This is a genomic window from Corynebacterium nasorum, from assembly GCF_022345765.1.
Taxonomy (GTDB): domain Bacteria; phylum Actinomycetota; class Actinomycetes; order Mycobacteriales; family Mycobacteriaceae; genus Corynebacterium; species Corynebacterium kefirresidentii.
This window is the reverse complement of record NZ_JAKRDR010000006.1, coordinates 35,718-55,770: the sequence shown is the minus strand read 5'-3', so window position 1 is coordinate 55,770 and position 20,053 is coordinate 35,718. Positions and strand designations below refer to the sequence as shown.

General features: G+C 59.1%; 26 protein-coding genes. 11 read left to right on the top strand and 15 right to left on the bottom strand.

The window, feature by feature from the left end; translation table 11 throughout:
- Window positions 1-74: 74 nt before the first annotated feature.
- Genes MHK04_RS06155 through MHK04_RS06145 form a run of 3 tightly spaced genes read right to left on the bottom strand, consistent with a single transcriptional unit; the run spans window position 75 to window position 3,158 of the window.
- Entirely contained in the window at window positions 75-1,109 is a 1,035-nt protein-coding gene (locus MHK04_RS06155; protein WP_239208148.1) for a FecCD family ABC transporter permease, read from the bottom strand.
- Window positions 1,110-1,112: 3 nt separating this feature from the next.
- The gene (locus MHK04_RS06150; RefSeq protein WP_239208149.1) at window positions 1,113-2,210 is read right to left on the bottom strand and encodes a FecCD family ABC transporter permease; all 1,098 of its coding nucleotides are present in this window, start codon (window positions 2,208-2,210) and stop codon (window positions 1,113-1,115) included.
- Complete coding sequence (locus MHK04_RS06145; RefSeq protein WP_239208150.1) at window positions 2,211-3,158, bottom strand: ABC transporter substrate-binding protein; 948 nt, start codon at window positions 3,156-3,158, stop codon at window positions 2,211-2,213.
- A 100-nt stretch (window positions 3,159-3,258) separates the two neighbouring features.
- On the opposite strand from MHK04_RS06145, the gene MHK04_RS06140 reads away from it, so the two are divergent.
- Window positions 3,259-4,080 (top strand): siderophore-interacting protein, encoded by an 822-nt coding sequence (locus MHK04_RS06140; protein WP_239208151.1) that lies wholly within the window; start codon window positions 3,259-3,261, stop codon window positions 4,078-4,080.
- Between the two features lie 72 nt (window positions 4,081-4,152).
- On the opposite strand, the gene rpsQ is transcribed toward MHK04_RS06140, so the two are convergent.
- From rpsQ to rpsJ, 11 genes are read right to left on the bottom strand one after another with little or no spacing between them, the layout of a single operon-like run.
- Complete coding sequence (gene rpsQ, locus MHK04_RS06135) at window positions 4,153-4,461, bottom strand: 30S ribosomal protein S17 (protein ID WP_023020554.1); 309 nt, start codon at window positions 4,459-4,461, stop codon at window positions 4,153-4,155.
- 2 nt (window positions 4,462-4,463) lie between these two features.
- Window positions 4,464-4,694 (bottom strand): 50S ribosomal protein L29, encoded by a 231-nt coding sequence (gene rpmC, locus MHK04_RS06130; RefSeq protein WP_005322842.1) that lies wholly within the window; start codon window positions 4,692-4,694, stop codon window positions 4,464-4,466.
- The gene (gene rplP, locus MHK04_RS06125) at window positions 4,694-5,110 is read right to left on the bottom strand and encodes a 50S ribosomal protein L16 (RefSeq protein ID WP_023020553.1); all 417 of its coding nucleotides are present in this window, start codon (window positions 5,108-5,110) and stop codon (window positions 4,694-4,696) included. Before rplP ends, rpmC begins: the two co-directional genes overlap by 1 nt.
- A gap of 3 nt (window positions 5,111-5,113) precedes the next feature.
- Entirely contained in the window at window positions 5,114-5,857 is a 744-nt protein-coding gene (gene rpsC, locus MHK04_RS06120; RefSeq protein ID WP_023027807.1) for a 30S ribosomal protein S3, read from the bottom strand.
- Window positions 5,857-6,219 carry a 50S ribosomal protein L22 gene (gene rplV / locus MHK04_RS06115; protein ID WP_005276938.1) on the bottom strand — a complete coding sequence of 121 codons (363 nt, stop codon included), beginning with the start codon at window positions 6,217-6,219 and terminating at the stop codon, window positions 5,857-5,859. The genes rpsC and rplV overlap by 1 nt, the downstream gene beginning before the upstream one ends.
- Before the next feature lie 3 nt (window positions 6,220-6,222).
- Window positions 6,223-6,501, bottom strand: coding sequence for a 30S ribosomal protein S19 (gene rpsS / locus MHK04_RS06110; protein ID WP_005276936.1), 279 nt, complete (start codon window positions 6,499-6,501; stop codon window positions 6,223-6,225).
- Window positions 6,502-6,514: 13 nt separating this feature from the next.
- Window positions 6,515-7,351, bottom strand: coding sequence for a 50S ribosomal protein L2 (gene rplB / locus MHK04_RS06105; RefSeq protein WP_023020551.1), 837 nt, complete (start codon window positions 7,349-7,351; stop codon window positions 6,515-6,517).
- 35 nt (window positions 7,352-7,386) lie between these two features.
- Window positions 7,387-7,689, bottom strand: a complete 303-nt coding sequence (gene rplW, locus MHK04_RS06100; protein WP_023020550.1) for a 50S ribosomal protein L23 — start codon at window positions 7,687-7,689, stop codon at window positions 7,387-7,389.
- On the bottom strand, window positions 7,689-8,342 hold the full coding sequence (gene rplD, locus MHK04_RS06095; RefSeq protein ID WP_005322847.1) for a 50S ribosomal protein L4: 654 nt from the start codon (window positions 8,340-8,342) through the stop codon (window positions 7,689-7,691). The genes rplW and rplD overlap by 1 nt, the downstream gene beginning before the upstream one ends.
- Complete coding sequence (gene rplC / locus MHK04_RS06090) at window positions 8,339-8,995, bottom strand: 50S ribosomal protein L3 (RefSeq protein WP_023020549.1); 657 nt, start codon at window positions 8,993-8,995, stop codon at window positions 8,339-8,341. Before rplC ends, rplD begins: the two co-directional genes overlap by 4 nt.
- 23 nt (window positions 8,996-9,018) lie before the next feature.
- Entirely contained in the window at window positions 9,019-9,324 is a 306-nt protein-coding gene (gene rpsJ / locus MHK04_RS06085) for a 30S ribosomal protein S10 (RefSeq protein ID WP_003848085.1), read from the bottom strand.
- Window positions 9,325-10,043: 719 nt separating this feature from the next.
- Between rpsJ and MHK04_RS06080 the strand changes: the two genes are divergently transcribed.
- From MHK04_RS06080 to amaP, 6 genes are read left to right on the top strand one after another with little or no spacing between them, the layout of a single operon-like run.
- Window positions 10,044-10,523, top strand: a complete 480-nt coding sequence (locus tag MHK04_RS06080; protein ID WP_023020548.1) for an Asp23/Gls24 family envelope stress response protein — start codon at window positions 10,044-10,046, stop codon at window positions 10,521-10,523.
- A 5-nt stretch (window positions 10,524-10,528) separates the two neighbouring features.
- A complete protein-coding gene (locus MHK04_RS06075) occupies window positions 10,529-10,876 on the top strand; it encodes a hypothetical protein (RefSeq protein ID WP_239208152.1) in 348 nt (115 codons plus the stop codon).
- 2 nt (window positions 10,877-10,878) lie between these two features.
- On the top strand, window positions 10,879-11,073 hold the full coding sequence (locus MHK04_RS06070; RefSeq protein WP_023020546.1) for a DUF2273 domain-containing protein: 195 nt from the start codon (window positions 10,879-10,881) through the stop codon (window positions 11,071-11,073).
- Complete coding sequence (locus tag MHK04_RS06065; protein WP_239208153.1) at window positions 11,073-12,038, top strand: Asp23/Gls24 family envelope stress response protein; 966 nt, start codon at window positions 11,073-11,075, stop codon at window positions 12,036-12,038. The genes MHK04_RS06070 and MHK04_RS06065 overlap by 1 nt, the downstream gene beginning before the upstream one ends.
- The gene (locus tag MHK04_RS06060) at window positions 12,031-12,597 is read left to right on the top strand and encodes a DUF6286 domain-containing protein (RefSeq protein WP_239208154.1); all 567 of its coding nucleotides are present in this window, start codon (window positions 12,031-12,033) and stop codon (window positions 12,595-12,597) included. The genes MHK04_RS06065 and MHK04_RS06060 overlap by 8 nt, the downstream gene beginning before the upstream one ends.
- Complete coding sequence (gene amaP / locus MHK04_RS06055; RefSeq protein ID WP_239208155.1) at window positions 12,590-13,165, top strand: alkaline shock response membrane anchor protein AmaP; 576 nt, start codon at window positions 12,590-12,592, stop codon at window positions 13,163-13,165. The genes MHK04_RS06060 and amaP overlap by 8 nt, the downstream gene beginning before the upstream one ends.
- Here amaP and MHK04_RS06050 read toward each other — a convergent pair.
- The gene (locus tag MHK04_RS06050) at window positions 13,154-13,852 is read right to left on the bottom strand and encodes a hypothetical protein (protein WP_239208156.1); all 699 of its coding nucleotides are present in this window, start codon (window positions 13,850-13,852) and stop codon (window positions 13,154-13,156) included. The genes amaP and MHK04_RS06050 overlap by 12 nt on opposite strands.
- Window positions 13,853-14,184: 332 nt before the next feature.
- Between MHK04_RS06050 and MHK04_RS06045 the strand changes: the two genes are divergently transcribed.
- From MHK04_RS06045 to MHK04_RS06030, 4 genes are all read left to right on the top strand, one after another.
- The gene (locus MHK04_RS06045) at window positions 14,185-15,168 is read left to right on the top strand and encodes an ABC transporter permease (RefSeq protein WP_086589068.1); all 984 of its coding nucleotides are present in this window, start codon (window positions 14,185-14,187) and stop codon (window positions 15,166-15,168) included.
- Window positions 15,169-16,161 (top strand): ABC transporter permease, encoded by a 993-nt coding sequence (locus tag MHK04_RS06040; RefSeq protein ID WP_239204665.1) that lies wholly within the window; start codon window positions 15,169-15,171, stop codon window positions 16,159-16,161. It begins immediately after the preceding gene.
- Complete coding sequence (locus tag MHK04_RS06035) at window positions 16,158-18,062, top strand: dipeptide ABC transporter ATP-binding protein (protein ID WP_239208157.1); 1,905 nt, start codon at window positions 16,158-16,160, stop codon at window positions 18,060-18,062. Before MHK04_RS06040 ends, MHK04_RS06035 begins: the two co-directional genes overlap by 4 nt.
- A 109-nt stretch (window positions 18,063-18,171) precedes the next feature.
- Window positions 18,172-19,866, top strand: a complete 1,695-nt coding sequence (locus MHK04_RS06030; RefSeq protein WP_239208158.1) for an ABC transporter family substrate-binding protein — start codon at window positions 18,172-18,174, stop codon at window positions 19,864-19,866.
- Window positions 19,867-20,053 lie beyond the last annotated feature (187 nt).

The window sequence follows — 20,053 nt, the reverse complement described above, 5'->3', positions numbered from 1 at the left end:
CATCCACGTCTGACTGTCTAGCACCATCGGGCGCTGTGTTTGTCCGTTTCCCCCGCTGTGCCGCGGCGCAACGATTAGCTGCGCCCGGCCGCATTCCACACCACTATCACCAAGGCGCAGCCGCCGATGACCGAGGAAACCGCACCCACCGGCGCGTTTACCGGGATAGCGCCAGCGATGACGGCGCACACGGTAAGCAACGCCGCGCCCGCGGCTGCCGATGCCAGCGGCGATGGTGTGGGGGTGCGCGCCACCATCCGCGCCAGGTGCGGCGCTAGCAGCGCGATAAACCCAATGGGTCCCACCACCGAGACCACCACGGCGCTGATACCGGTTGCCGCAATAAGCAGCAGGGCGCGCTGGCGGGAAATATTCACGCCCAGGGTGGTTGCGGAGGAATCATCGTGGGCAAGCAGCGGCAACTCCCGCGCGCACCAGATGCCTATAGCGAGAAACGGCGCTAATGCCACCAGCAGGGGGAGGATGACCTCCATGCGCACAAATCCAGTCGATCCCGCAAGCCACGTTTGCGCCTCCGCAGCGCGCAGGACCTGGGCGCTGCGCATCAAATACGCCACGATGGCCTGAAACATCAGAGATAAGGCAATACCGACGATGACGATGCGGTTGCTCGTACCGATGCCACCAAGGGCGGCGAGGAGGAGGACAACGAGGAGGGCGCCGATCGTCGCCAAGCATGCCCGCCACCAAAACTCCGGGATGCCCTCAGCGAAACTGGGGCGCGAATGCACGGTGCCCAGGACCACCAGCACCGATGCCCCGCCGGTAACGCCTAAAATATCCGGCGAGGCGAGCGGGTTGCGGGCCATGGTTTGCGTCCAAGAACCGGCCAGGCCGAGGGCGGTGCCCACGATGACGGTGGCGATAGCAACCGGCAGGCGCAAGTCCCACACCACCCTGATGTGGCTCTCGCTGCCGCCGCCGGTGAGAACATCGATGACTTGACGTGGGCTCAGTTCCACGGAACCTTGCCCCAACAATACTAAGTACGCGATAAGGGCGATAAGGATAAATGCCAACGTGGAAGCGAACACGCGCGCGTGCCGGCGGCGTTGCTGCGCTTGTAAAATAGTGCTGATTGCGGCCATGCGTTATTGCCCCCACGCTCTGCCCACGCCGCGGTGGGCACCCCAAATGAGGAAGGGTGCACCCACTATCGCGAGGACGATGGACATCTCCAGCTCCGAGCTGCCCACAATGAGGCGGCCAATGATATCAGCAGCAAGCACGGCACAACCGCCTAAGAGCGCGGAGGGCAAAAGCATGGTAGCAACGCTAGGGCCCACCACCCGCCGCACGATGTGGGGAATGGCAAAACCGACGAAGGCAATGGGACCCGTTGCCGCCGTTGCACTGCCGGCCAGCACCACGACGCTGAGCGCCGCGCCCACCCGCGCGGTGGTGGGTGATCCGCCCAAGGCGAGGGAGGACTCCTCCCCCATAGCCAAAAGGTCGAGGGGTCTGGCCGCCATCGCCGCGCACGCTAGGCCGAGAACAAGCCCTATGCCCGCGATCGCGACGTCTTCTGGGCCGCGGCCAAAGGTGGAGCCGATGGTCCACCGCCGCATGCTATCGAGGACGTCCGTGGAATAAAGGCCGATGATCATCGCGCCCGATCCCAAGGCGGCGGAGACTCCGGCACCTACCAGAATGAGCGTCAGGGGATCCTGAAACCGCCGCGATACGGCTAAGACCAGCAGCGTGGTAATACCCGCGCCAGCGAGCGCGAGGGTAGTCCGCATACCGGTGGAGGTAGCAATGCCGATGGCCGTGCCTATGGCAACAAAGAATGACGCACCCGCGGTAACGCCAATAAACCCTGGATCCGCCAGCGGGTTTCGGGTCCACGATTGCGCCAGTACACCGGCCACAGCAAGGGCCGCGCCGGCGAAATAAGCCAGGAAGGTGCGCGGCATGCGCAGGTTCCACACGATATCGTGGATATCCTGCTCCCCTGCTCCGTGCAGGGCTGCGATGACCTCCCCGGGCGGAATCGAGCGGGATCCTAGTGCCAAGGACGCCGCCGCCAACACCAGGCTGGCGAGGATGAGGGCAACAAGGAGCAGCTTGTGACTCTGTGCCCGCGTCATTACCGGTGCGGCGGCGCCGGTGGCGGTGGCGGTGGCGGCAGGACTATCTGCGGTGTTATCCGTCTGGATTTTTTGGCCGACTTTCGTGGTTGCTGACAATTACAGCTTCTCTTCAAACTTATCTACTGCCCAGGGAATCGTCACCGGGTTCGGCATACTCATGGCATTACCGGTATCCGTATCCAGGTAGCGCACGCGACCGTCCTTGACAACGTCGAGGCCTTGGAAGGTCTTATCCTTCTTCAAGGCTTCGGAGGAACCGTTGTAGTCCAGGACAAAGAGGTAATCAACCTGGTTAAGCTTTGCGTAATTTTCTGGGGCAATGTCAACAAAGAAGCTGCTGCCATCGCCCTGCAAGGCATCGGGGATCTCCATGCCAAGATCCTCGATGAACTGTCCGCGCCCGTCCTCCTCGGTGTAGAGGCCAATTTTGCCATCATAAGGCATGACGATGGCCGCAGATTTATCCTGCAATTCCGTGTGCTCGCGGCGGAATTTCTCGAAGGCCTTTTCGGTGTCATCGATAAGCTTATCGCCTTCGTCTTCCTTACCCACCGCGTCTGCGATGGTTTCTACCTGCTTTTCCCAGGGCACCTGCCAGTCTTCATAGCCATCTGGCTTGATGGTGGTAGGCGCGATGTCTTCCAGGGATTCCTTCGTATGCGCATCGACGGCTTGGTTCACCGCAATGATCTGGGTGGGGTCTGCCGCAGTGATCTGCTCAAAGGTATCCGCGGTGAATCCGGTTGCGGTGTTATAAATCACCTCAGGTTTTGCTTCGCCTAAAAGCTCCTCTGCCCAGGGGCCGACGCCGGAGGGGTCGCCATCGCCCTCAGCACCCCACGGTGCCACCGTCACGGGAGTAATCCCCAGGGCAAGCAGCGTGTCGGCGTCACCCAGGCCCAGGCTAGCCACGCGCTGCTCGCTGGAAGCGTCAGTAGCCTTAGCCGTTTCATCGCCTTCACCACGGGAGCAGCCTCCTAACGCTACGGCTCCGGCAGAAAGCACTGCTACTGCACCCAAACTACGACGGCCGAGAATCTTCACCAGACTAACCCTTTCAAGAAGGAGGAAAATAACTTTGCTTACCCTATACCGCAAAGAGTTATTTAGGCAAGCCTTAGCTTATTATGACTATATTAGATGCATGAACTCTTCCCCACAATCGGCCACGATGCGTCAGCACGAACTCATCCCCGTTATTCTGACCGCTAATATACGGATCCGGCCGCGCCTGCACCGCCTGACGTTTTATGCCGAGGCATTCCGGACATACACCCTCTCCGGACCCGATGAATTCTTTGGACTCGTCATGCCACAAGCCGGACAGGAATTTAGGCCCTTCCCCGTCGACGGCATAAACCTCCGCTCGGCGGTAAGCGCGATTTGCGAGGAGAGACGGCCGGACCTGCGCTGGTATACCATCCGCGCGCTCCATTCAGAGGAGGCCACAGTCGATGTCGACGTGGTCACCCACGGCGATTCCGGACCTGGTTCGCGGTGGATTCGCCGCGCACGAGCCGGCGATACGGCGGGATTCTTTACGTGCAACGACTTGTGGCGACCAACCGAGGCAGCACAACTTCTAGTCGCCGACGCATCCGCCCTGCCCGCCCTGCGGCACATCTTGGCCTACCAAGAAACCCATAACCCGGCGACGCTTCGAGCCACCGATGTTATGGCCGTGGTAACCAGCGAGGACGAGGTAGAGCCGGGCCTTGCAACTCGGTGGGAGACGAGCGTCCGCAGCTTGCGCATCATTCATACCCGACCGCGTCAGGAGGCGGATGCTGTCGTAGCCGCTCTAAGAGCGGACTATGCCCGTGCGCTGGAGCCGGGGTACGTGTGGGCTTCCGGCGAGGGGGAGCTAGCAAAGAGCGTACGAGGCCTCGCGGTGAATGAGTGGGGCCTGGATACCACCGCCGTCACGTGGGTTCCCTACTGGTTTTATGGACGGGCCCGACCGTAGCGAAGCCTTAAAACGGCGAAGGCCCCTACCCCGAACCATAAGATTCGGAGCAGGGGCTGCGCTGGCTAGTTTTTACTTAGCCTTCTCGATGATCTCAACGAGACGGAAGTGCTTGTCCTTGGACAGCGGGCGGGTCTCAGCGATGCGTACGAGATCGCCGATGCCTGCGGTTTCTTCCTCGTCGTGCGCCTTAACCTTCTTGTTAGAACGCATGATCTTGCCGTACAGGGCGTGCTGCTTGCGGTCTTCCAGCTCGACAACGATGGTCTTGTTCATCTTGTCGGAAACTACATAGCCGGTGCGAACCTTAGGAGCGCCCTTGACCTTCTCCTTCTTCGGAGTAGGTGCCTTCTTGGAATCAGTCACGTTAGCCTCACTCATGATTAAGCCTCAGCTCCCGGAGCAACGGACAGGCCCAGCTCGCGCTCGCGCAGAACGGTGTAGATGCGGGCAATGTCGCGCTTAACCGTGCCGATGCGGCGGTTGTTGGTCAGCTGGCCGGTGGCCTTCTGGAAGCGAAGGTTGAACAGTTCTTCCTTCGCATCCTTCAGGCGGGACTGCAGCTCAGCATTGTCGAGCTCACGGAACTCGTGGGCGGGGGTACCGGTTGCCATTAGAACTGGTCCTCCTTCTTGATGATACGGACCTTGCAAGGAAGCTTCTGGCCAGCGCGGCGCAGAGCCTCAATTGCAACGGCATCGTTCGGATAGCTCATCTCGAAAAGTACGCGGCCCGGCTTAACGTTAGCCACCCACTTCTCAACCGGGCCCTTACCGGAACCCATACGAACGCCGAGCGGCTTCTGGGTCAACGGACGGTCCGGGAAGATGTTGATCCACACCTTGCCACCACGCTTGACGTGGCGGTTGATGGCAATACGTGCGGCCTCAATCTGACGGTTGGTGATGTACGCCGGCTCGAGAGCCTGGATAGCGTAATCGCCGAAGTTGATGCGGTTACCGCCCTTGGACACGCCGCGACGGTTCGGGCGGTGCTGACGGCGGTACTTAACACGCTTAGGAATCAGCATGGATTAGCCCTCCTGCTTCTGCTGTGCACGCTGGCGGCGCTGGCCACCGCGGCGGGAGCGACCATTGCGGTCACGGCCACGGCCCTGTGCCGGAGCGTTCAGTTCGGACTCGCGTACGCCACCGACGACGTCACCCTTGTAGATCCACACCTTGATGCCAATGCGGCCGAAGGTGGTGTGGGCCTCTGCGGTGCCGTAATCGATTTCGGCGCGAAGAGTGTGCAGCGGAACGCGACCCTCGTGGTAGCGCTCAACGCGGGACATTTCAGCACCACCCAGGCGGCCGGACAGCAGAATCTTGATGCCCTTAACCTGTGGCTGGCGCATAGCGGACTGGATAGCCTTGCGCATTGCACGACGGAATGCGACGCGGTTAACCAGCTGCTCCGCGATGGAGTGAGCAACCAGGGTTGCGTTTGCGTCTACCTGCTTGACCTCGAGGATGTTGAGGGCAACCATCTTGCCGGTGAGCTTTTCCAGCTCGCGGCGGATACGGTCAGCCTCAGCACCGCGGCGGCCAATCACGATGCCCGGGCGGGCAGTGTGAATGTCGACGCGGACGCGGTCGCGGGTGCGCTCGATAACGACGTCGGCAATGCCGGCGCGCTCGAGGCCCTTGTTGAGGTAGTTACGAATCTTGATGTCTTCGGCTACGTAGTTCGCGTAGTCCTTATCGGCGAACCAGTGGGTCTTCCAGTCGGAAGTGATGCCCAAACGTAGGCCGTGAGGATGGATCTTCTGGCCCATTACTTGGCCCCTTCCTGCTGGCTTTCGACCACCACGGTGATGTGGCTGGTGCGCTTACGAATCATGAATGCACGACCCTGTGCACGCGGCTGGAAACGACGCATGGTCGGACCCTCGTTGGCATAAGCCTCGGAGATGACCAGGGTGCGTGGGTCGAGGCCGAAGTTGTTCTCAGCGTTAGCGGCTGCAGAAGCAACGACCTTAGCAACTGGCTTGGAAGCACCCTGCGGTGCGTACTTCAGGATAGCCAGGGCTTCGCTTACGGACTTGCCGCGGACCAGATCGAGCACGCGACGTGCCTTCATCGGGGTGACGCGGACGTAGCGGGCCGTGGCGGATGCGGAGGTGATGGTCTCACTCATCGCTTATCGACGTCCCTTCTTGTCATCCTTGACGTGACCCTTAAAGGTCTTGGTTGGTGCAAACTCGCCCAGCTTGTGGCCGACCATGGAGTCCTCGATGAAAACCGGCACGTGCTTGCGGCCGTCGTGGACGGCGAAGGTGTGACCGATGAAATCGGGGAGAATGGTCGAGCGGCGAGACCAGGTCTTGATGACCTGCTTGGTGCCTGCATCGTTCTGAGCATCCACCTTGTTGAGGAGGTGCTCATCGACGAACGGGCCCTTCTTAAGGCTGCGTGGCATTGTTTACCTCCTCTTAGCGCTTCTTGTTCGGGCGACGACGGCGCACGATCATGTTGTTGGAGTAACGGTTCGGGTTGCGGGTGCGACCCTCCTTGTGACCCCATGGGGACACAGGGTGGCGACCACCCGAGGTCTTACCCTCACCACCACCGTGTGGGTGGTCAACCGGGTTCATAACGACACCGCGGACGGTCGGGCGAACGCCCTTCCAACGCATACGGCCGGCCTTGCCCCAGCGGATGTTCATCTGCTCGGCATTGCCAACCTCACCAACGGTGGCGCGGCAGCGGATATCCACACGGCGGATTTCGGAAGACGGCATACGCAGAACTGCGTACTTGCCTTCCTTACCCAGCAGCTGAATGGAAGCACCAGCGGAGCGAGCCAGCTTAGCGCCAGCGCCCGGCTTGAGCTCAACAGCGTGGATGGTAGAACCGGTCGGGATATTACGCAGAGGCAGGTTGTTGCCAACCTTGATATCTGCATTCGGGCCGGACTCTACGATGGTGCCCTGCTTCAGGCCTTTAGGGGCGATGATGTAGCGCTTCTCGCCATCAACGTAGTGAAGCAGTGCAATGTTTGCGGTGCGGTTCGGGTCGTACTCGATGTGAGCGACCTTTGCCGGGATGCCGTCCTTGTCGTTACGACGGAAGTCGATCAGACGGTAACGGCGCTTGTGGCCACCGCCGATGTGGCGGGTGGTAATGCGGCCGTAGTTGTTACGGCCACCAGTCTTGCTCAGCGGGCGCAGCAGGGACTTCTCCGGAGTAGAACGAGTGATCTCGTCAAACTCAGAAACGGAGGATGCGCGGCGACCCGGAGTTGTCGGCTTGTACTTACGAATAGCCATAATTCTTCCTTTTCCTTTCGGCTCTCCGGTGACGCTTAAGCGCCGCCGCCGAAGACGTCGATGGAGTCGCTGCCTTCACGGAGCGTCACATATGCACGCTTGGTGGACTTACGCTGGCCGTAACCGGTGCGGGTGCGCTTACGCTTGCCTGCACGGTTCACGGTGTTCACGGAGTCGACCTTGACGTCAAAGATCTGCTCTACGGCATCTTTAATCTGGGACTTATTGGAGTCCGTGGAGACGTAGAACGTGTACACGTTCTGCTCCATCAGACCGTAGGACTTCTCGGATACAACCGGGGCGATGATGATATCGCGTGGGTTAGAAATCTTAGCCATTAGTTCTCCTCCTTATCCGCGCCGGTTGCGCGGTTGATGAAGGTGTGTAGCGCCTCAACGGAGAACACAACGTCATCGGAGTAGAGAACGTCGTAGGTGTTGAGCTGGCCAGCGTCCAGGATCTGAACGTTAGGCAGGTTATTAGCGCTACGACGAGCGTTGATGTCCTCGCGGCCGATGACCAGGAGCACGTTCTTGCGCTCGGTCAGGGACTCGAGGAAGGCCTTAGCCGACTTGGTGGACGGCTTCTGGCCCGGTACGAGCTCTTCGATGACGTGGATGCGCTCGTTGCGAGCACGGTCAGACAGTGCACCGAAGAGAGCAGCCTTGATCATCTTCTTAGGGGTGCGCTGTGCGTAGTCGCGCGGCTGTGGGCCATGGACGGTGCCGCCACCGGTGTAATGCGGTGCGCGGATGGAGCCCTGGCGTGCACGGCCGGTGCCCTTCTGACGGAAAGGCTTGCGACCACCACCGCGGACATCGCCGCGGGTCTTGGTTGCGTGGGTGCCCTGGCGTGCAGCAGCAAGCTGAGCGTTAACAACCTGGTGCATCAGAGCAATGGATGCCTCGGTGTCAAAGATTTCAGCAGGCAGGTCTACAGAGCCGTTGGTCTTACCCTCGGAAGTGTGGACGTCTAGCTTGAGGTTGCTCATGCGTGTGCACCGCCCTTCACTGCGGTCTTAACGGTGACGAGGCCGCCGCGCGCACCAGGGATAGCACCCTTGATGAGCAGCAGGTTGGACTCGGCATCGATTTTCTGAATCTTCAGGTTCTGGGTGGTCACGCGGTCCTGGCCCATACGGCCAGCCATGCGCTTGCCCTTGAAGACGCGGCCCGGGGTAGCAGCGCCGCCGATGCCACCAACGCGGCGGTGAGCGGCCTGGTTACCGTGAGCTGCGCCCTGGCCTGCGAAGCCGTGGCGCTTCATGGCACCAGCGTAGCCGTGGCCCTTGGTCTTGCCGGTGACGTCAACGAAGGTGATGCCCTCGAAGATGTCAACCTTGACCTCTTGGCCAACCTCATAAGCAGAGGTGTCGTCCATGCGGATTTCCGCAACGTGACGGCGTGGGGTTACGCCAGCCTTCTTGAAGTGACCACCAACCGGCTTATTTGCCTTGCGTGGGTCGATTTCGCCAAAGGCGATCTGGATGGCGCTGTAGCCATCGGTTTCGGGGGTGCGAATCTGGGTGACAACGCATGGCCCTGCCTCGACGACGGTAACCGGTACAACGCGGTTGTCCTCGTCGAAGACCTGGGTCATGCCGAGCTTCTTGCCCAGAATGCCCTTGATCTCGTTTTCACTCATTATTTGTTCTCCACCAAAGTCGCTTACTGGATGTTCACGTCGACGCTTGCCGGAAGATCGATGCGCATAAGAGCATCAACGGTCTTCGGGGTTGGGTCGAGAATGTCGATCAGGCGCTTGTGAGTGCGCATCTCGAAGTGCTCGCGAGAGTCCTTGTACTTGTGCGGAGAACGAATAACTGCGTATACGTTCTTCTCGGTTGGGAGCGGCACTGGGCCGACTACACGAGCACCGGTACGGGTAACGGTCTCGACGATCTTCTTTGCAGAAGCGTCGATAGCCTCGTGGTCATAGGCCTTCAGCCGAATGCGGATTTTTTGTCCCGCCACGCTTATCCTCTTCCTCGCTTCCCCACTTTCACATTCCCGGCGTTTCCGGGGCGTGAAGCGGTGGGAAATTGCTTCTCGATTTCTCTATAACGTTGTCCGGGCTTGGGGGCCTGACACAACGCCAGTGGTCTGACTGTCATGACGACCAAGAGTTGCGGTACATGGCAAGTGCCAGAACGCAGTGCTCTCGACGGGGTACAAGACCCGTAGTCAAAGTATTGTGAAGAGGACGGTTTTCACGCATTACACGTGGAGAGTGTCCAATTCGTCTACTGCCGCTGTTTATTTGCCATGCCCCTTCTCCGGTCCATCTTCTCGGGGTGTCACTGCTCTAACGCGGACCTAGCCCGATCGGATGACCTTCCAGTCAATGTTTCAAGTTCCCCTGAAACATGGCGACAACGAAGGTGTCATGTTCGCTTTACCAGCTCAGCGTCTCCCCGAGACTGCGCTTGACGACGTCCGTCGCTCGCACCACATCTCGGTTCTCGCTGCCCTGTTAAAGCAACCTTTGTATTTAAGCATGTTGGTCTGCGGTTTTTCAAGCCGCGTATTAAACCGTGCCAAAAATCACGTTTTGGAAAATTTTGTTGCCTCGCACCCCACACTCGGCTGAGAAGTATCTAAACTCGGAAGCAATGGCTGTGGACTCTTTGTCCTGCCTAGATAGTTGAATATCGCGTTCATGCGTTACCCAATAAAGAAAGGCTCACTCGCCCATGTCTGAAAACAAGACCCCTGCACAAAACTCTGACAACCAGGTTCCCGCTTCCGAGGAGCGCGAGGTCAATAACAACCTGGAAACCCAATACGGCACCACCACCATCGATGATGTCGTGGTCTCCAAGATTGCCGGCATCGCAGCCCGCGAGGTTTCCGGCGTGGATTCATTGGGTGGCGGCGGCGCCCGCATGATCGGCAATATTCGCGAGTCCTTCGGTGCTTCCGAGGACGTCCGCCAGGGCGTAGACGTAGAGGTAGCAGAAGGCTCCGCCCGCATCGAGATTGCAATCACGGCTGAGTACGGCGTGGCCATCCACGAGCTCGCTGAGGCTATCCGCCGCAACATCATGAATGCTGTAGAGCGCATGACTGGCCTGAGCGTCGAGCGCGTCAACGTTGTTGTTCACGATGTCAAGCTGCCGAAAGATGAGTCCGAGTCTGAAGACCAGGCTGCTTTGAACCAGGGTCAGGCCTAAGCCCAATGCCTGAGCCCCGAGCACATTTCGAGCTCGAGGTAAGCCACGCCCGCGCTATTGCACAGGCCGTCACGAAGGTCCGCGGCGTCGCTGCACTCGACGGCGGTTCGTTCGGTTCGGTGAGTTTGTACCTCCCAGGCGAGCGCATCGTCGGTATGCGGCGACCCAATCCGCGCGATGATCGCCACCTGCAGATCAACATCCGAGTCGATATCAGCGCGGCGCCGGACCTTTATGCCTTGGCAGAAGACATCCGGTCCGCCGCACGAGGGGCATGTCCCGAACTGCAGCGCATTGACGTTGAGTTTTCTGACGCAGTAGATGGCTTATCCGCTGCTCCATCGAAGGAATAGATATGAAAAATTACACCACTTTGGGCATCATTTCCGGCCTTATTCTTGCCTTCTTTTTGCACCTAGGCTGGGGTCCTACCCTGCTCGCCGTACTCCTTGCTGCCATTGGCGGAATCGTGGGAGCACACTTTGATGGCCGTATCGATCTCACCTCGGTGTGGAATGGCCTCATTGGCAAGGAGAAAGGCCAAGGTTAATGACAGATAGTTCCACTCAGGGCCACACGCGTATCTCGCTGCGGACCATGGAACACATCGTTACCGCCGCGATCGCTAGCGTCCCCGGCACCAAGGCCATAGAGGCCAAGCTAGCGGGCATCGGCGGCCGCGGTTTTCCACGGGTCTCGGTCCAGATGGACTCGGAGCGCGAGGTAGCGGCCGTCAACGCCACTATCGGCGTGGTGTGGCCCTCGCCGGTTACTACGGTGGCGGAGCATACCCGCGCCGCCATTTCAGAAGCCATCGCGGCACATACCGGTTATTCCACTACACGCGTTAATGTCACCGTTGGCGGTTCCGTTCCGGGCAATCGGGTAACAGCGGCAGAAGTGGAGCAGCGCCAGGTTGCTGCTGCCGTCGCGCCGCACATCACGCCCTCGCCGGTCTGGCAGCCGGTCACTGCCGAGTCGGTCAACGTACGCAGCATTGCCACACCGCAGAAAACACCGGTGCGCAGCGTCACTGCCCCGGACTCCGACATCGCGGTGCGGTCCGTAAACACTCCGCGCGAGGCTGAGGTACGCAGTGTCTCTGCTGATCTCCCTGACCACCACCTGCGCGAAATCTCTTCCCCAGGTGAACATGCGCTGCGGCCTCTCAAAGAGCCTAAGCCGGTACACGTTCACAGCGTGGCGGCACCGCGCCCAGCCAAGCTGGTCCCCAGCGGACAGGTTCGCCCGCTGTCGCGAAAAGTACAGGTATCAGCTCCTCGGCCGCAGCCGCTGCGTGATATCGAGATCCGCCACGAGTGGACACCGCGCCGCGTGCAGACCCCTAAGTCCACGCCTGTGCGAAAGGTAAAAGCCCCTCGACCACAAGCACTCAAACGTATTGAGGTCACCCCGGCCAACCCTCGCCCACTGCACGTGGATGTGCCACGGCCGGAGCCGTTGCGCGCCATTTCCATAAACCCCTACCGCCCACAAGGAGGCAACCATGGCTGAACAGCACATGCCTGAACACTTTGGGCAGCAGCCGAAGGCGTCTCCAGCGGCGCGATCGTGGGCTGTGATTCTAGGGCTTCTTCTGATCGCCGCGGGCGTCGTCGGCGTGCGCGAGACGTGGCTTGTAGGTTCTGGTTCCGATGCCCAATCGTGGGTACAGCCAGTACTTAACCTCATCGCCACTGAACAGCTGCAGACCTGGATGATTTGGGCCGGTGTCGCATCCATCATCGTCGGCCTTATCTTCCTATTTGCAACGCTAAAGACGCGCCGCACAACGCACCTGCAGCTGGCTTCCGATACCGCGTCCATGTGGATGCGGCCGGTAGATATCGCTCGCCTATCTTCGGCGACTGCTCGCCGCGTGCCGGGCGTTGCCTCCGCACAGACCTCAGCGGATAAAAAGACCGCTAAGGTCACCGTCAATGGTGATACCGACGATGCCGAGCTGCAGGGCCGAGTAGAGACCGCGGTTACGCAGTGCCTGGCGCACTTAAAGAATCCGCCACAGGTCACCGTAGCTGTAGAAAAGATTCCGGAGTTGGATAACAATGTCTAGAAAACTTGCTACTTTTGACCGTATCCTGCTCGGCCTGCTGGGAATAATCCTCGTCGCTTTGGGCGTGTGGCCCATCCTTATCCACTTCAATGTGGAGTTTGCCAAGTACTTAGCCCTGTGGGTGGACCACGATGCGTGGAAGACGTTGGCGGACAATGACTGGTGGGTCTGGGCGCTGGCCGGTGGTTCCGCACTACTGCTTATCGTAGGCCTGTGGCTCGTGGTAGCTAACCTGCGCCACCGTCGCTTTAATAACGTGGAGTCTGCATCGTCTAATGACAAGGGATCTATCACGACGTCGATGAACGCTATTGCCGGTGCTGTGGCCCAGCATCTGGATGGAATTAAGGGCGTCGAGCACGTGGAGCGGCTCGTGGCTTATGACCGTGCCCGCCCTACCCTGCAGTACACGGTCACGGCCAATCCGGATACCCCGGTGGAGCGCCTTACTGGCGCCGTGGAGACCAATGAACGCGATTTCCGCGCGGCTTTCCCGGACGCGGATTTGGACACCATTTATAAACTGCAATTCAGCAAGGTTGGGCCTCTGAAGGACCTATCCGAATAGCGGGTTCGGGGTCTCTGCCACTAGGACCTCTTCAATGGCCCCCAAACGGGCCGATTCGCCGCCCCCGAGGATCACTTCCAGTTCCTCTCCGGGGCGGCATTTTTCTATTCGCTGCCAAGAATAATCCTGGCGAGTAACGCGGCGATTTTCCTTGGCAAATAGGTGTAACCCATGGTCAAGAACGCCAATGGCCCCGGAGAGGCGAAGAACAAAGACGAAATCGCCTAACTCCTGCCGCTTCAGGCCCTTGAGGTCTGGGCGCTTGGTGCTCAACCGCATGAGGCTGGTAACCACGCCAAAGCGGTGCTCGAAGCCTTCTGTATCACGAATGGTAAAAGGCCGGCCGGGCCCGGTTGGGCGAATGGAATCATATGCCCATACCACGGGTTGAGCTTGTGGACGGCGCACGATGACGTGGGTGGGGGTGGCGGTAATGCGGTTAGTGGGGGCTTCGGCAAGCACCAGCCACTCCCCTTCCGCAATGCGTCCGTTATCCAAGGGCAGAAGCGGTGGATGCACGGCCGCTTGTCGCTGCAACTCCGCTACCAGCTCCGCATCGCTCGCACCCCAACCGATGCCCCGATTAGCCAGCATGGCAAAGAAGGTGGCGAGGCTGAGGTCGGGTTGGCCTTCCCAGGCGCGACGGAGGGACTCAAGAGTGGGATCGATGCGGGTGGGGTCATCCATATCCGCCAAGACTACCCAGCGCCGGCGACAGGCAAGCGGTCGGGGCGCGGGCGAAGATATTCACCCCCGAGTTAATTTCATTCAATTAAATAAATACTATAAGTGTTCAACAATCGCGAACGTCATATCCCCTGTTCATCGGCGCTTTATTGCACTATTTTCCCACCTCGCCACCTCCGCCAATACCTATCACGTTAAAGGGGATTTATATCACGGGGCTAATTCGATTGTGTCCCGCACAACAGATTATTAAATTGGTCACATACAACGATTCGCTCGTTGGAACCACATTTACATCCCGTTTCCTGCTTAACCACGCACGGAGAATCTCTATGACTAAATATCTGATCAAAAAGACCTTGGGCTGGTTACTCATGATCTTTTTGGCTACCAACCTCGCCTATCTCTTGGCGGCCAACTTCCTGGACCCACGGTCCAATTACATCGGCCGCCGCCCGCCGCTTTCGGCGGAGGAAATCAATAACCTTCTTGAGCCCTATAACCTCAGCCCCGATACCCCGCTAGTGCAACGCTGGTGGACGTGGCTGACCAATATCCTCACCAAATGGGACTGGGGCCAATCTCCAGTGGGCGAGGTGGTGAACTCAGAAATTAGCTACCGCATCTGGGTCTCCGCGCAGCTGCTCTTGCTTTCTACTATTTTGTCCATCCTCATCGGCGTGGCCGTGGGTGTTTATACTGCTTCGCGCCAGTACAAGACCGGCGACCGCATCTGGCAAGGCATTTCCATCATCGCAATGAATACCCACGTGGTGGTCGCTTCTATCGCTGTGGTGTGGGGCGCGCTCAAAATCAACGAGCTCACCGGAAAGAAAATTTTCTATGTCGTCGGCTCCCACTCGCTGGATGTGGAAGGCTTCTTCCCCAAGCTAATGGACTCCGCGCAGCACTTAGTTCTTCCTACTATTTCGCTGGTTTTCATTAGCTACGCCAGCTATCACATGACCCAGCGCACCTTGTTGCTGGATAACTTGGATGCAGACTATGTACGCACCGCTCGCGCAAAGGGATTGACCCGCCAGCAAGCCATTCGCAAGCACGCGCTGCGCACCTCCATCATTCCAGTAGCTACCTCGGTGGCCTTTTCCATTCCGGGTATTTTCACCGGTGCGGTGATGACTGAACGCATCTTTGGCTGGAACGGCATGGGCCAGTACTTCATCGAAACCATTAGCAAGAACGACGTCAACGGTGCAGCAGCCGTCGCCGCCTTTGGCGCCGCCATGACAGCCATTTCCGCGGTATTGGCGGACGTGGTCGTCGTTGCGCTTGATCCACGAGTGAGGGTGAGTTAAATGACCCCATCTAAAGACCGCAACTATTTCAAGCAGGAACCGCGCGGGGAAATCACCGCGCACAGCGAGGTCGCAACCGGGGACCCCTTCTCCCCGGCCGAGGCCGAGCAAGTAGCCACCTTAGAGCAGATGCCGCGTGGCACTTCGCGTTACAAGCTCTACCTGCGCCGCTTTTTCCGCAATAAGCTCGCTACCCTAGGCCTTATCATCCTGGTCTTTTTGATGCTGGCAGCCCTCTTCGGCGGCTTCTTTGCCAAGTGGGACTATACCGAGCCGGACTTCCTCGCCTTGTCGGAGCCGCCGAGCCCCGAGCACTGGTTCGGCACGAATGATACCGGCAATGATCTCTACGCCCAGACCATTCACGGCTTGGGAAGGTCGCTGACCATTGCCATCGTGGTATCACTGGCCACCTTGGTCATCTCCGCTTTTGTCGGATCGGCCGCGGCCCTGTGGGGCGGTGTAGCCGAAAAGGCGGTGCTGGCGGTCATCCACTTTTTGCTGTCCATCCCTACCTTCTTGCTCATTGCGCTGGTGGTAGCGGATTCTGGTGGCGACTGGAAGCTACTCATCGTAGTCCTCATTGTCTTTGGCTGGATGTACCAAGCCCGCGTGATTTGGTCTTTGGCACTTACGGTGCGCGAGCAAGACTATGTCCGCGCAGCTAGCTACATGGGTGTTTCCAAGTTGCGGACCATCGTGCGCCACGTCATCCCAAATATTGGCTCGCTTCTTATCATCCAATTCGTCTTCGGCGTGGTGGGCACCGTGGGCTCCGAGACGGCCCTATCCTTCCTGGGCTTGGGCGTCAAGCTTCCCGACGTCTCCCTTGGCACCCTCCTGCAGGGCGGCACCGCCGCCGTGCAGTCCTCCCCGTGGCTGTTCTACTTCCCTGCTGCAACCCTGACCTTGCTCACCGTGTCCATGGCCTTCATCGGCGATGGCCTGCGCGATGCGCTCGACCCCAACTCGAATTCCGGAGGCAAAGCATGACCTCGCCTGTCTTGTCCGTCAAAGACCTGCGCGTTAACTTCCCGTCCGAAGCCGGATCCGTCTCCGCGGTCCGCGGCGTAGATTTTGATCTCTACCCTGGCCGCACACTCGGCATCGTGGGTGAATCCGGATCCGGTAAATCAGTAACCTCTATGTCCATCATGGGCCTGCTGCCGGACTATGCAAAGATCACTGGATCCGTGAAATTCGAAGGCCGCGAGCTGCTCGGCCTGAGCGATAAGCAGATGTCTGAGATCCGCGGCAACGGCATTGGAATGATCTTCCAAGACCCGCTCTCCGCGCTCACCCCGGTTTTCGATATTGGATCGCAGTTAGTGGAAGCAATCCAGGCCCATAGGGACGTCGGCAAAAAGCAGGCACTCAAAGAGGCTACGGAGTTGCTCGATCTCGTGGGCATCCCCGATCCGCACCTGCGGTTGAAGTCCTTCCCACACGAGTTCTCGGGCGGCATGCGCCAGCGCGTGGTTATTGCCATTGCGATTGCGAATAATCCGCGCGTGCTCATCGCGGATGAGCCCACGACCGCATTGGATGTGACCATTCAGGCGCAGATCCTGGACGTCATCAAGCTCGCGCAGCGCGAAACCGGCGCCGCGACCATCATGATCACCCATGACATGGGCGTGGTGGCAGAAACGGCCGATGATGTCATGGTCATGTACGCCGGCCGCCCCGTGGAGCGCGGCGATGTGGATACCATCTTCTCCCAGCCCCGCATGCCTTATACCGTGGGCCTGCTCGGCTCCACGCCGCGCCCTGACGTATCGGCCGAAGAACCACTCACACCCATCGTGGGCAGCCCACCAGTGCTGGTCGATCTCAAGCAGCGCTGCCAATTTGCCCCGCGCTGCCCCGTGGCGCAACCCGCCTGCTCCGAAGGCGAGCCACCGCTGAGCCTGCTGGACGATGCCCCGGGCCACGAGAGCGCCTGCCTGCGCGCACCCGAAATCCGCGACCGCAAAATCGGCGGCGATCTCATGTTCAAACCGCCACAGCTGGCCGATGATGTCATGGCTGGTATACCCCGCGATGAGCGCCCCACGACCCTAGAAGTCACGGATCTGCGCAAAGAATTCCCGCTCACCAAGGGCGCACTGGTCAAGCGCCGCGTCGGAACGGTCAAGGCAGTAGACGGTCTCACCTTTGATCTCCGCAAGGGTGAATGCATGGCCATCGTGGGCGAATCCGGCTGCGGCAAGACCACCACCCTGCTGGAAATCATGGATCTCAAACCCGAACATGGCGCTGTAGTGCTCAACGGGAAAGACGCGGCCGGGATGAGTAACTCCGAGCGCCGCGCGGCCCGCAAGGACATCCAAATTGTCTTCCAGGACCCGATGAGCTCGCTCAACCCGCGTCTTACGGTTCGCGAGGTCATTGCCGAACCTCTCAATTCCCTCGGCTTTGATGGCGACGTGGACGCCCGCATCAATGAGCTCATGGGCCTGGTCGGCCTTGATTCCTCCCAGCTTGACCGCTTTCCTAGCCACTTCTCCGGCGGGCAGCGCCAGCGCATCGGCCTTGCCCGCGCATTGGCTACCAACCCCTCGGTTTTGGTGTTGGACGAACCCGTCTCCGCGCTCGATGTCTCCATCCAGGCTGGTGTCATCAACTTGCTTGAAGATCTGAAGCGAAAGCTGGGGCTGTCCTACCTCTTCGTGGCCCATGATCTTTCGGTGGTACGCCACCTCTCCGATAGGTTGGCCGTCATGTATAAGGGACAATTTGTGGAATCCGGGCCGACCGACGAGGTCTTCGAAAACCCCCAAGCGGATTACACCAAGAAGCTACTGGAAGCTATTCCGATTCCAGATCCGGAGGCCGCCCGCAGGCGACGCAACCCCGATCCGGCCGATACAACCCCAATTTCTCGAAAGTGACCCGCCGCACAGAAACCGTTCTATATAGTTGACCTCACACCTAGAAGGATGTGGCGGCTGCCCCGCTTCCACATCTTTCACTTTCCTCTCACTCAAGGAGAACCCGATTATGCACAAGTTCACTCGCTTCCGGATCGCTACCGTAGCCACCCTTTCCGCCGCAGCCCTCGCGCTCACCGGCTGTGCCGCCAACTCGGGCGGAGGCTCTAATAAGGCCGTAGGCGGCCTCGACATCGAGGTCAATCCAGCCGGCGACTATAACGAAAAATCCCGCGACGAGCTCAAGGACGACGGTGAACTCACCCTCCCCATCGGCGAACTGACCGAGCAGCAAAACACCTTCCATGCCAATATGGTCACCGATACCCGCACGGTATGGGGTTGGTACAACCCACAGCTGGCACTTTACGACGGCGAGGGAAACTACACCCCAAACCCCGACTACATCGACGAGGCCAAGGAAGACAAGAAGGGCAGGAACACCGTCGTCACCTACAAGATCAACAAAGACGCCACCTTCAACGACGGCACGCCCATCGATTGGAAGGCCTTTGAGAATACCTGGCGTTTTAACAACGGCAAGGACGAGGACGTCCAGGTAAACTCCACCGACGGCTACGAGCGCATCACCTCCGTGGAAGAGGGAGCTACCGACAAGGACGTGGTCATCACCTTCGATGGCCCCTACCCGTGGTGGCAGGGTCTCTTCAACGAAGTACTCCACCCCGCTATTGATGGCCCAGAAAAGTTTGACAAGGCCTACCTGGGCAAGCTGAATCCGCAGTACGGCGCTGGACCATTCAAAGTAGAAAACGTGGACTTCAAGGGTGGCACCCTAAGCCTCGTACCGAACGAAAAGTGGTGGGGCGACAAGCCAAAGCTCAAGAAGGCAAGCTTCCGCGTCATGGAATCCCAGGCCACTATCAACGCCTTCCAAGCCGGGGAAATCGATGCGGCTGGCGTGGCCGATAAGAACAGCCTCACCATTGCTGGAGAAATGGGCGAGGACATCGATATCCGCGCAGCATTGCGCCCTGCCAATGTCATCCTCACCCTCAATTCCAAGGCGCCACAGCTCAAGGATGAGGACGTGCGCCACGCCGTCTTCTCCGCCATCGACCGCGATCAGCTGGCCAAAATCCGCTATAACGGCCTCGGCTATGAAGAAGAGATGCCGGGCTCGCTTACCCTCTATTCCACCCAGAAGGGCTACAAGGACAATATCAAGGACGTCATCAAGTTTGACCCCGAGCAATCTAAGAAGCTGCTCGAGGATGCCGGATATCAACAAGGTGATGACGGAATCTATGCTAAAGACGGCGAAAAACTATCCCTGCGCTATATCCTCATCGGCGACGATGAGGTATCCAAGTCCCTTGCCGCCGCAATTCAAAAGATGCTCAAGGACGTCGGCGTTGACCTCAAGATTGAAGAGCGCCCCTCTTCCGAGTTCTCCAAGGTAACCTCTGAGCGAGACTTCGATCTCTTCCTGTCCGCCTTTGCTTCCTCCGACCCCTTCGGAGTCGCCTACTTTGGCCAGACCTACGCCAGCGATTCCACACTAAATATGTCCAGCACTGGCACCAAGGAATTTGATAAGAAGATTGAAGAGCTGCAGAAGCTTCCTACCAAGGACGAACAAATCGACCGTGTCAATGAGCTCGAATCGGAGGCCTTCGGCCACTACGGTATCCTCCCCTTCGCCAACGGTCCGCAAATGGTCGGCGTAAAGAAGGGCCTGGCCAACTACGGTGCCAACGGCTTCGCCATCCTCCCCAAGGAAGACATCGGCTGGGAAAAGTAGCAACTCCCTGCACACCTAAAAGCGCAATGCGCTGAAGCCTCCCGCAGCATCAATCAAACAGGATGCAGCGGGAGGCCTCTTTTATAGGCCAGCACCGCCCGGCCAAGGCAGCAACGGCTATTGCCGACGCTCGTGCATCGCGGAGAAAGTGGGTTAAGGATCAAAAAATCCGCCCCACCGAAAGTGA

Coding starts and splice junctions, on each gene's coding strand:
- MHK04_RS06155 (WP_239208148.1), bottom strand. CDS start 1,109: ATGGCCGCAATCAGCACTATTTTACAAGCGCAGCAACGCCGCCGGCAC.
- MHK04_RS06140 (WP_239208151.1), top strand. CDS start 3,259: ATGAACTCTTCCCCACAATCGGCCACGATGCGTCAGCACGAACTCATC.
- rpsQ (WP_023020554.1), bottom strand. CDS start 4,461: ATGAGTGAGGCTAACGTGACTGATTCCAAGAAGGCACCTACTCCGAAG.
- rpmC (WP_005322842.1), bottom strand. CDS start 4,694: ATGGCAACCGGTACCCCCGCCCACGAGTTCCGTGAGCTCGACAATGCT.
- rplP (WP_023020553.1), bottom strand. CDS start 5,110: ATGCTGATTCCTAAGCGTGTTAAGTACCGCCGTCAGCACCGCCCGAAC.
- rpsC (WP_023027807.1), bottom strand. CDS start 5,857: ATGGGCCAGAAGATCCATCCTCACGGCCTACGTTTGGGCATCACTTCC.
- rplV (WP_005276938.1), bottom strand. CDS start 6,219: ATGAGTGAGACCATCACCTCCGCATCCGCCACGGCCCGCTACGTCCGC.
- rpsS (WP_005276936.1), bottom strand. CDS start 6,501: ATGCCACGCAGCCTTAAGAAGGGCCCGTTCGTCGATGAGCACCTCCTC.
- rplB (WP_023020551.1), bottom strand. CDS start 7,351: ATGGCTATTCGTAAGTACAAGCCGACAACTCCGGGTCGCCGCGCATCC.
- rplW (WP_023020550.1), bottom strand. CDS start 7,689: ATGGCTAAGATTTCTAACCCACGCGATATCATCATCGCCCCGGTTGTA.
- rplD (WP_005322847.1), bottom strand. CDS start 8,342: ATGAGCAACCTCAAGCTAGACGTCCACACTTCCGAGGGTAAGACCAAC.
- rplC (WP_023020549.1), bottom strand. CDS start 8,995: ATGAGTGAAAACGAGATCAAGGGCATTCTGGGCAAGAAGCTCGGCATG.
- MHK04_RS06080 (WP_023020548.1), top strand. CDS start 10,044: ATGTCTGAAAACAAGACCCCTGCACAAAACTCTGACAACCAGGTTCCC.
- MHK04_RS06075 (WP_239208152.1), top strand. CDS start 10,529: ATGCCTGAGCCCCGAGCACATTTCGAGCTCGAGGTAAGCCACGCCCGC.
- MHK04_RS06070 (WP_023020546.1), top strand. CDS start 10,879: ATGAAAAATTACACCACTTTGGGCATCATTTCCGGCCTTATTCTTGCC.
- MHK04_RS06065 (WP_239208153.1), top strand. CDS start 11,073: ATGACAGATAGTTCCACTCAGGGCCACACGCGTATCTCGCTGCGGACC.
- MHK04_RS06060 (WP_239208154.1), top strand. CDS start 12,031: ATGGCTGAACAGCACATGCCTGAACACTTTGGGCAGCAGCCGAAGGCG.
- amaP (WP_239208155.1), top strand. CDS start 12,590: ATGTCTAGAAAACTTGCTACTTTTGACCGTATCCTGCTCGGCCTGCTG.
- MHK04_RS06050 (WP_239208156.1), bottom strand. CDS start 13,852: ATGGATGACCCCACCCGCATCGATCCCACTCTTGAGTCCCTCCGTCGC.
- MHK04_RS06045 (WP_086589068.1), top strand. CDS start 14,185: ATGACTAAATATCTGATCAAAAAGACCTTGGGCTGGTTACTCATGATC.
- MHK04_RS06040 (WP_239204665.1), top strand. CDS start 15,169: ATGACCCCATCTAAAGACCGCAACTATTTCAAGCAGGAACCGCGCGGG.
- MHK04_RS06035 (WP_239208157.1), top strand. CDS start 16,158: ATGACCTCGCCTGTCTTGTCCGTCAAAGACCTGCGCGTTAACTTCCCG.
- MHK04_RS06030 (WP_239208158.1), top strand. CDS start 18,172: ATGCACAAGTTCACTCGCTTCCGGATCGCTACCGTAGCCACCCTTTCC.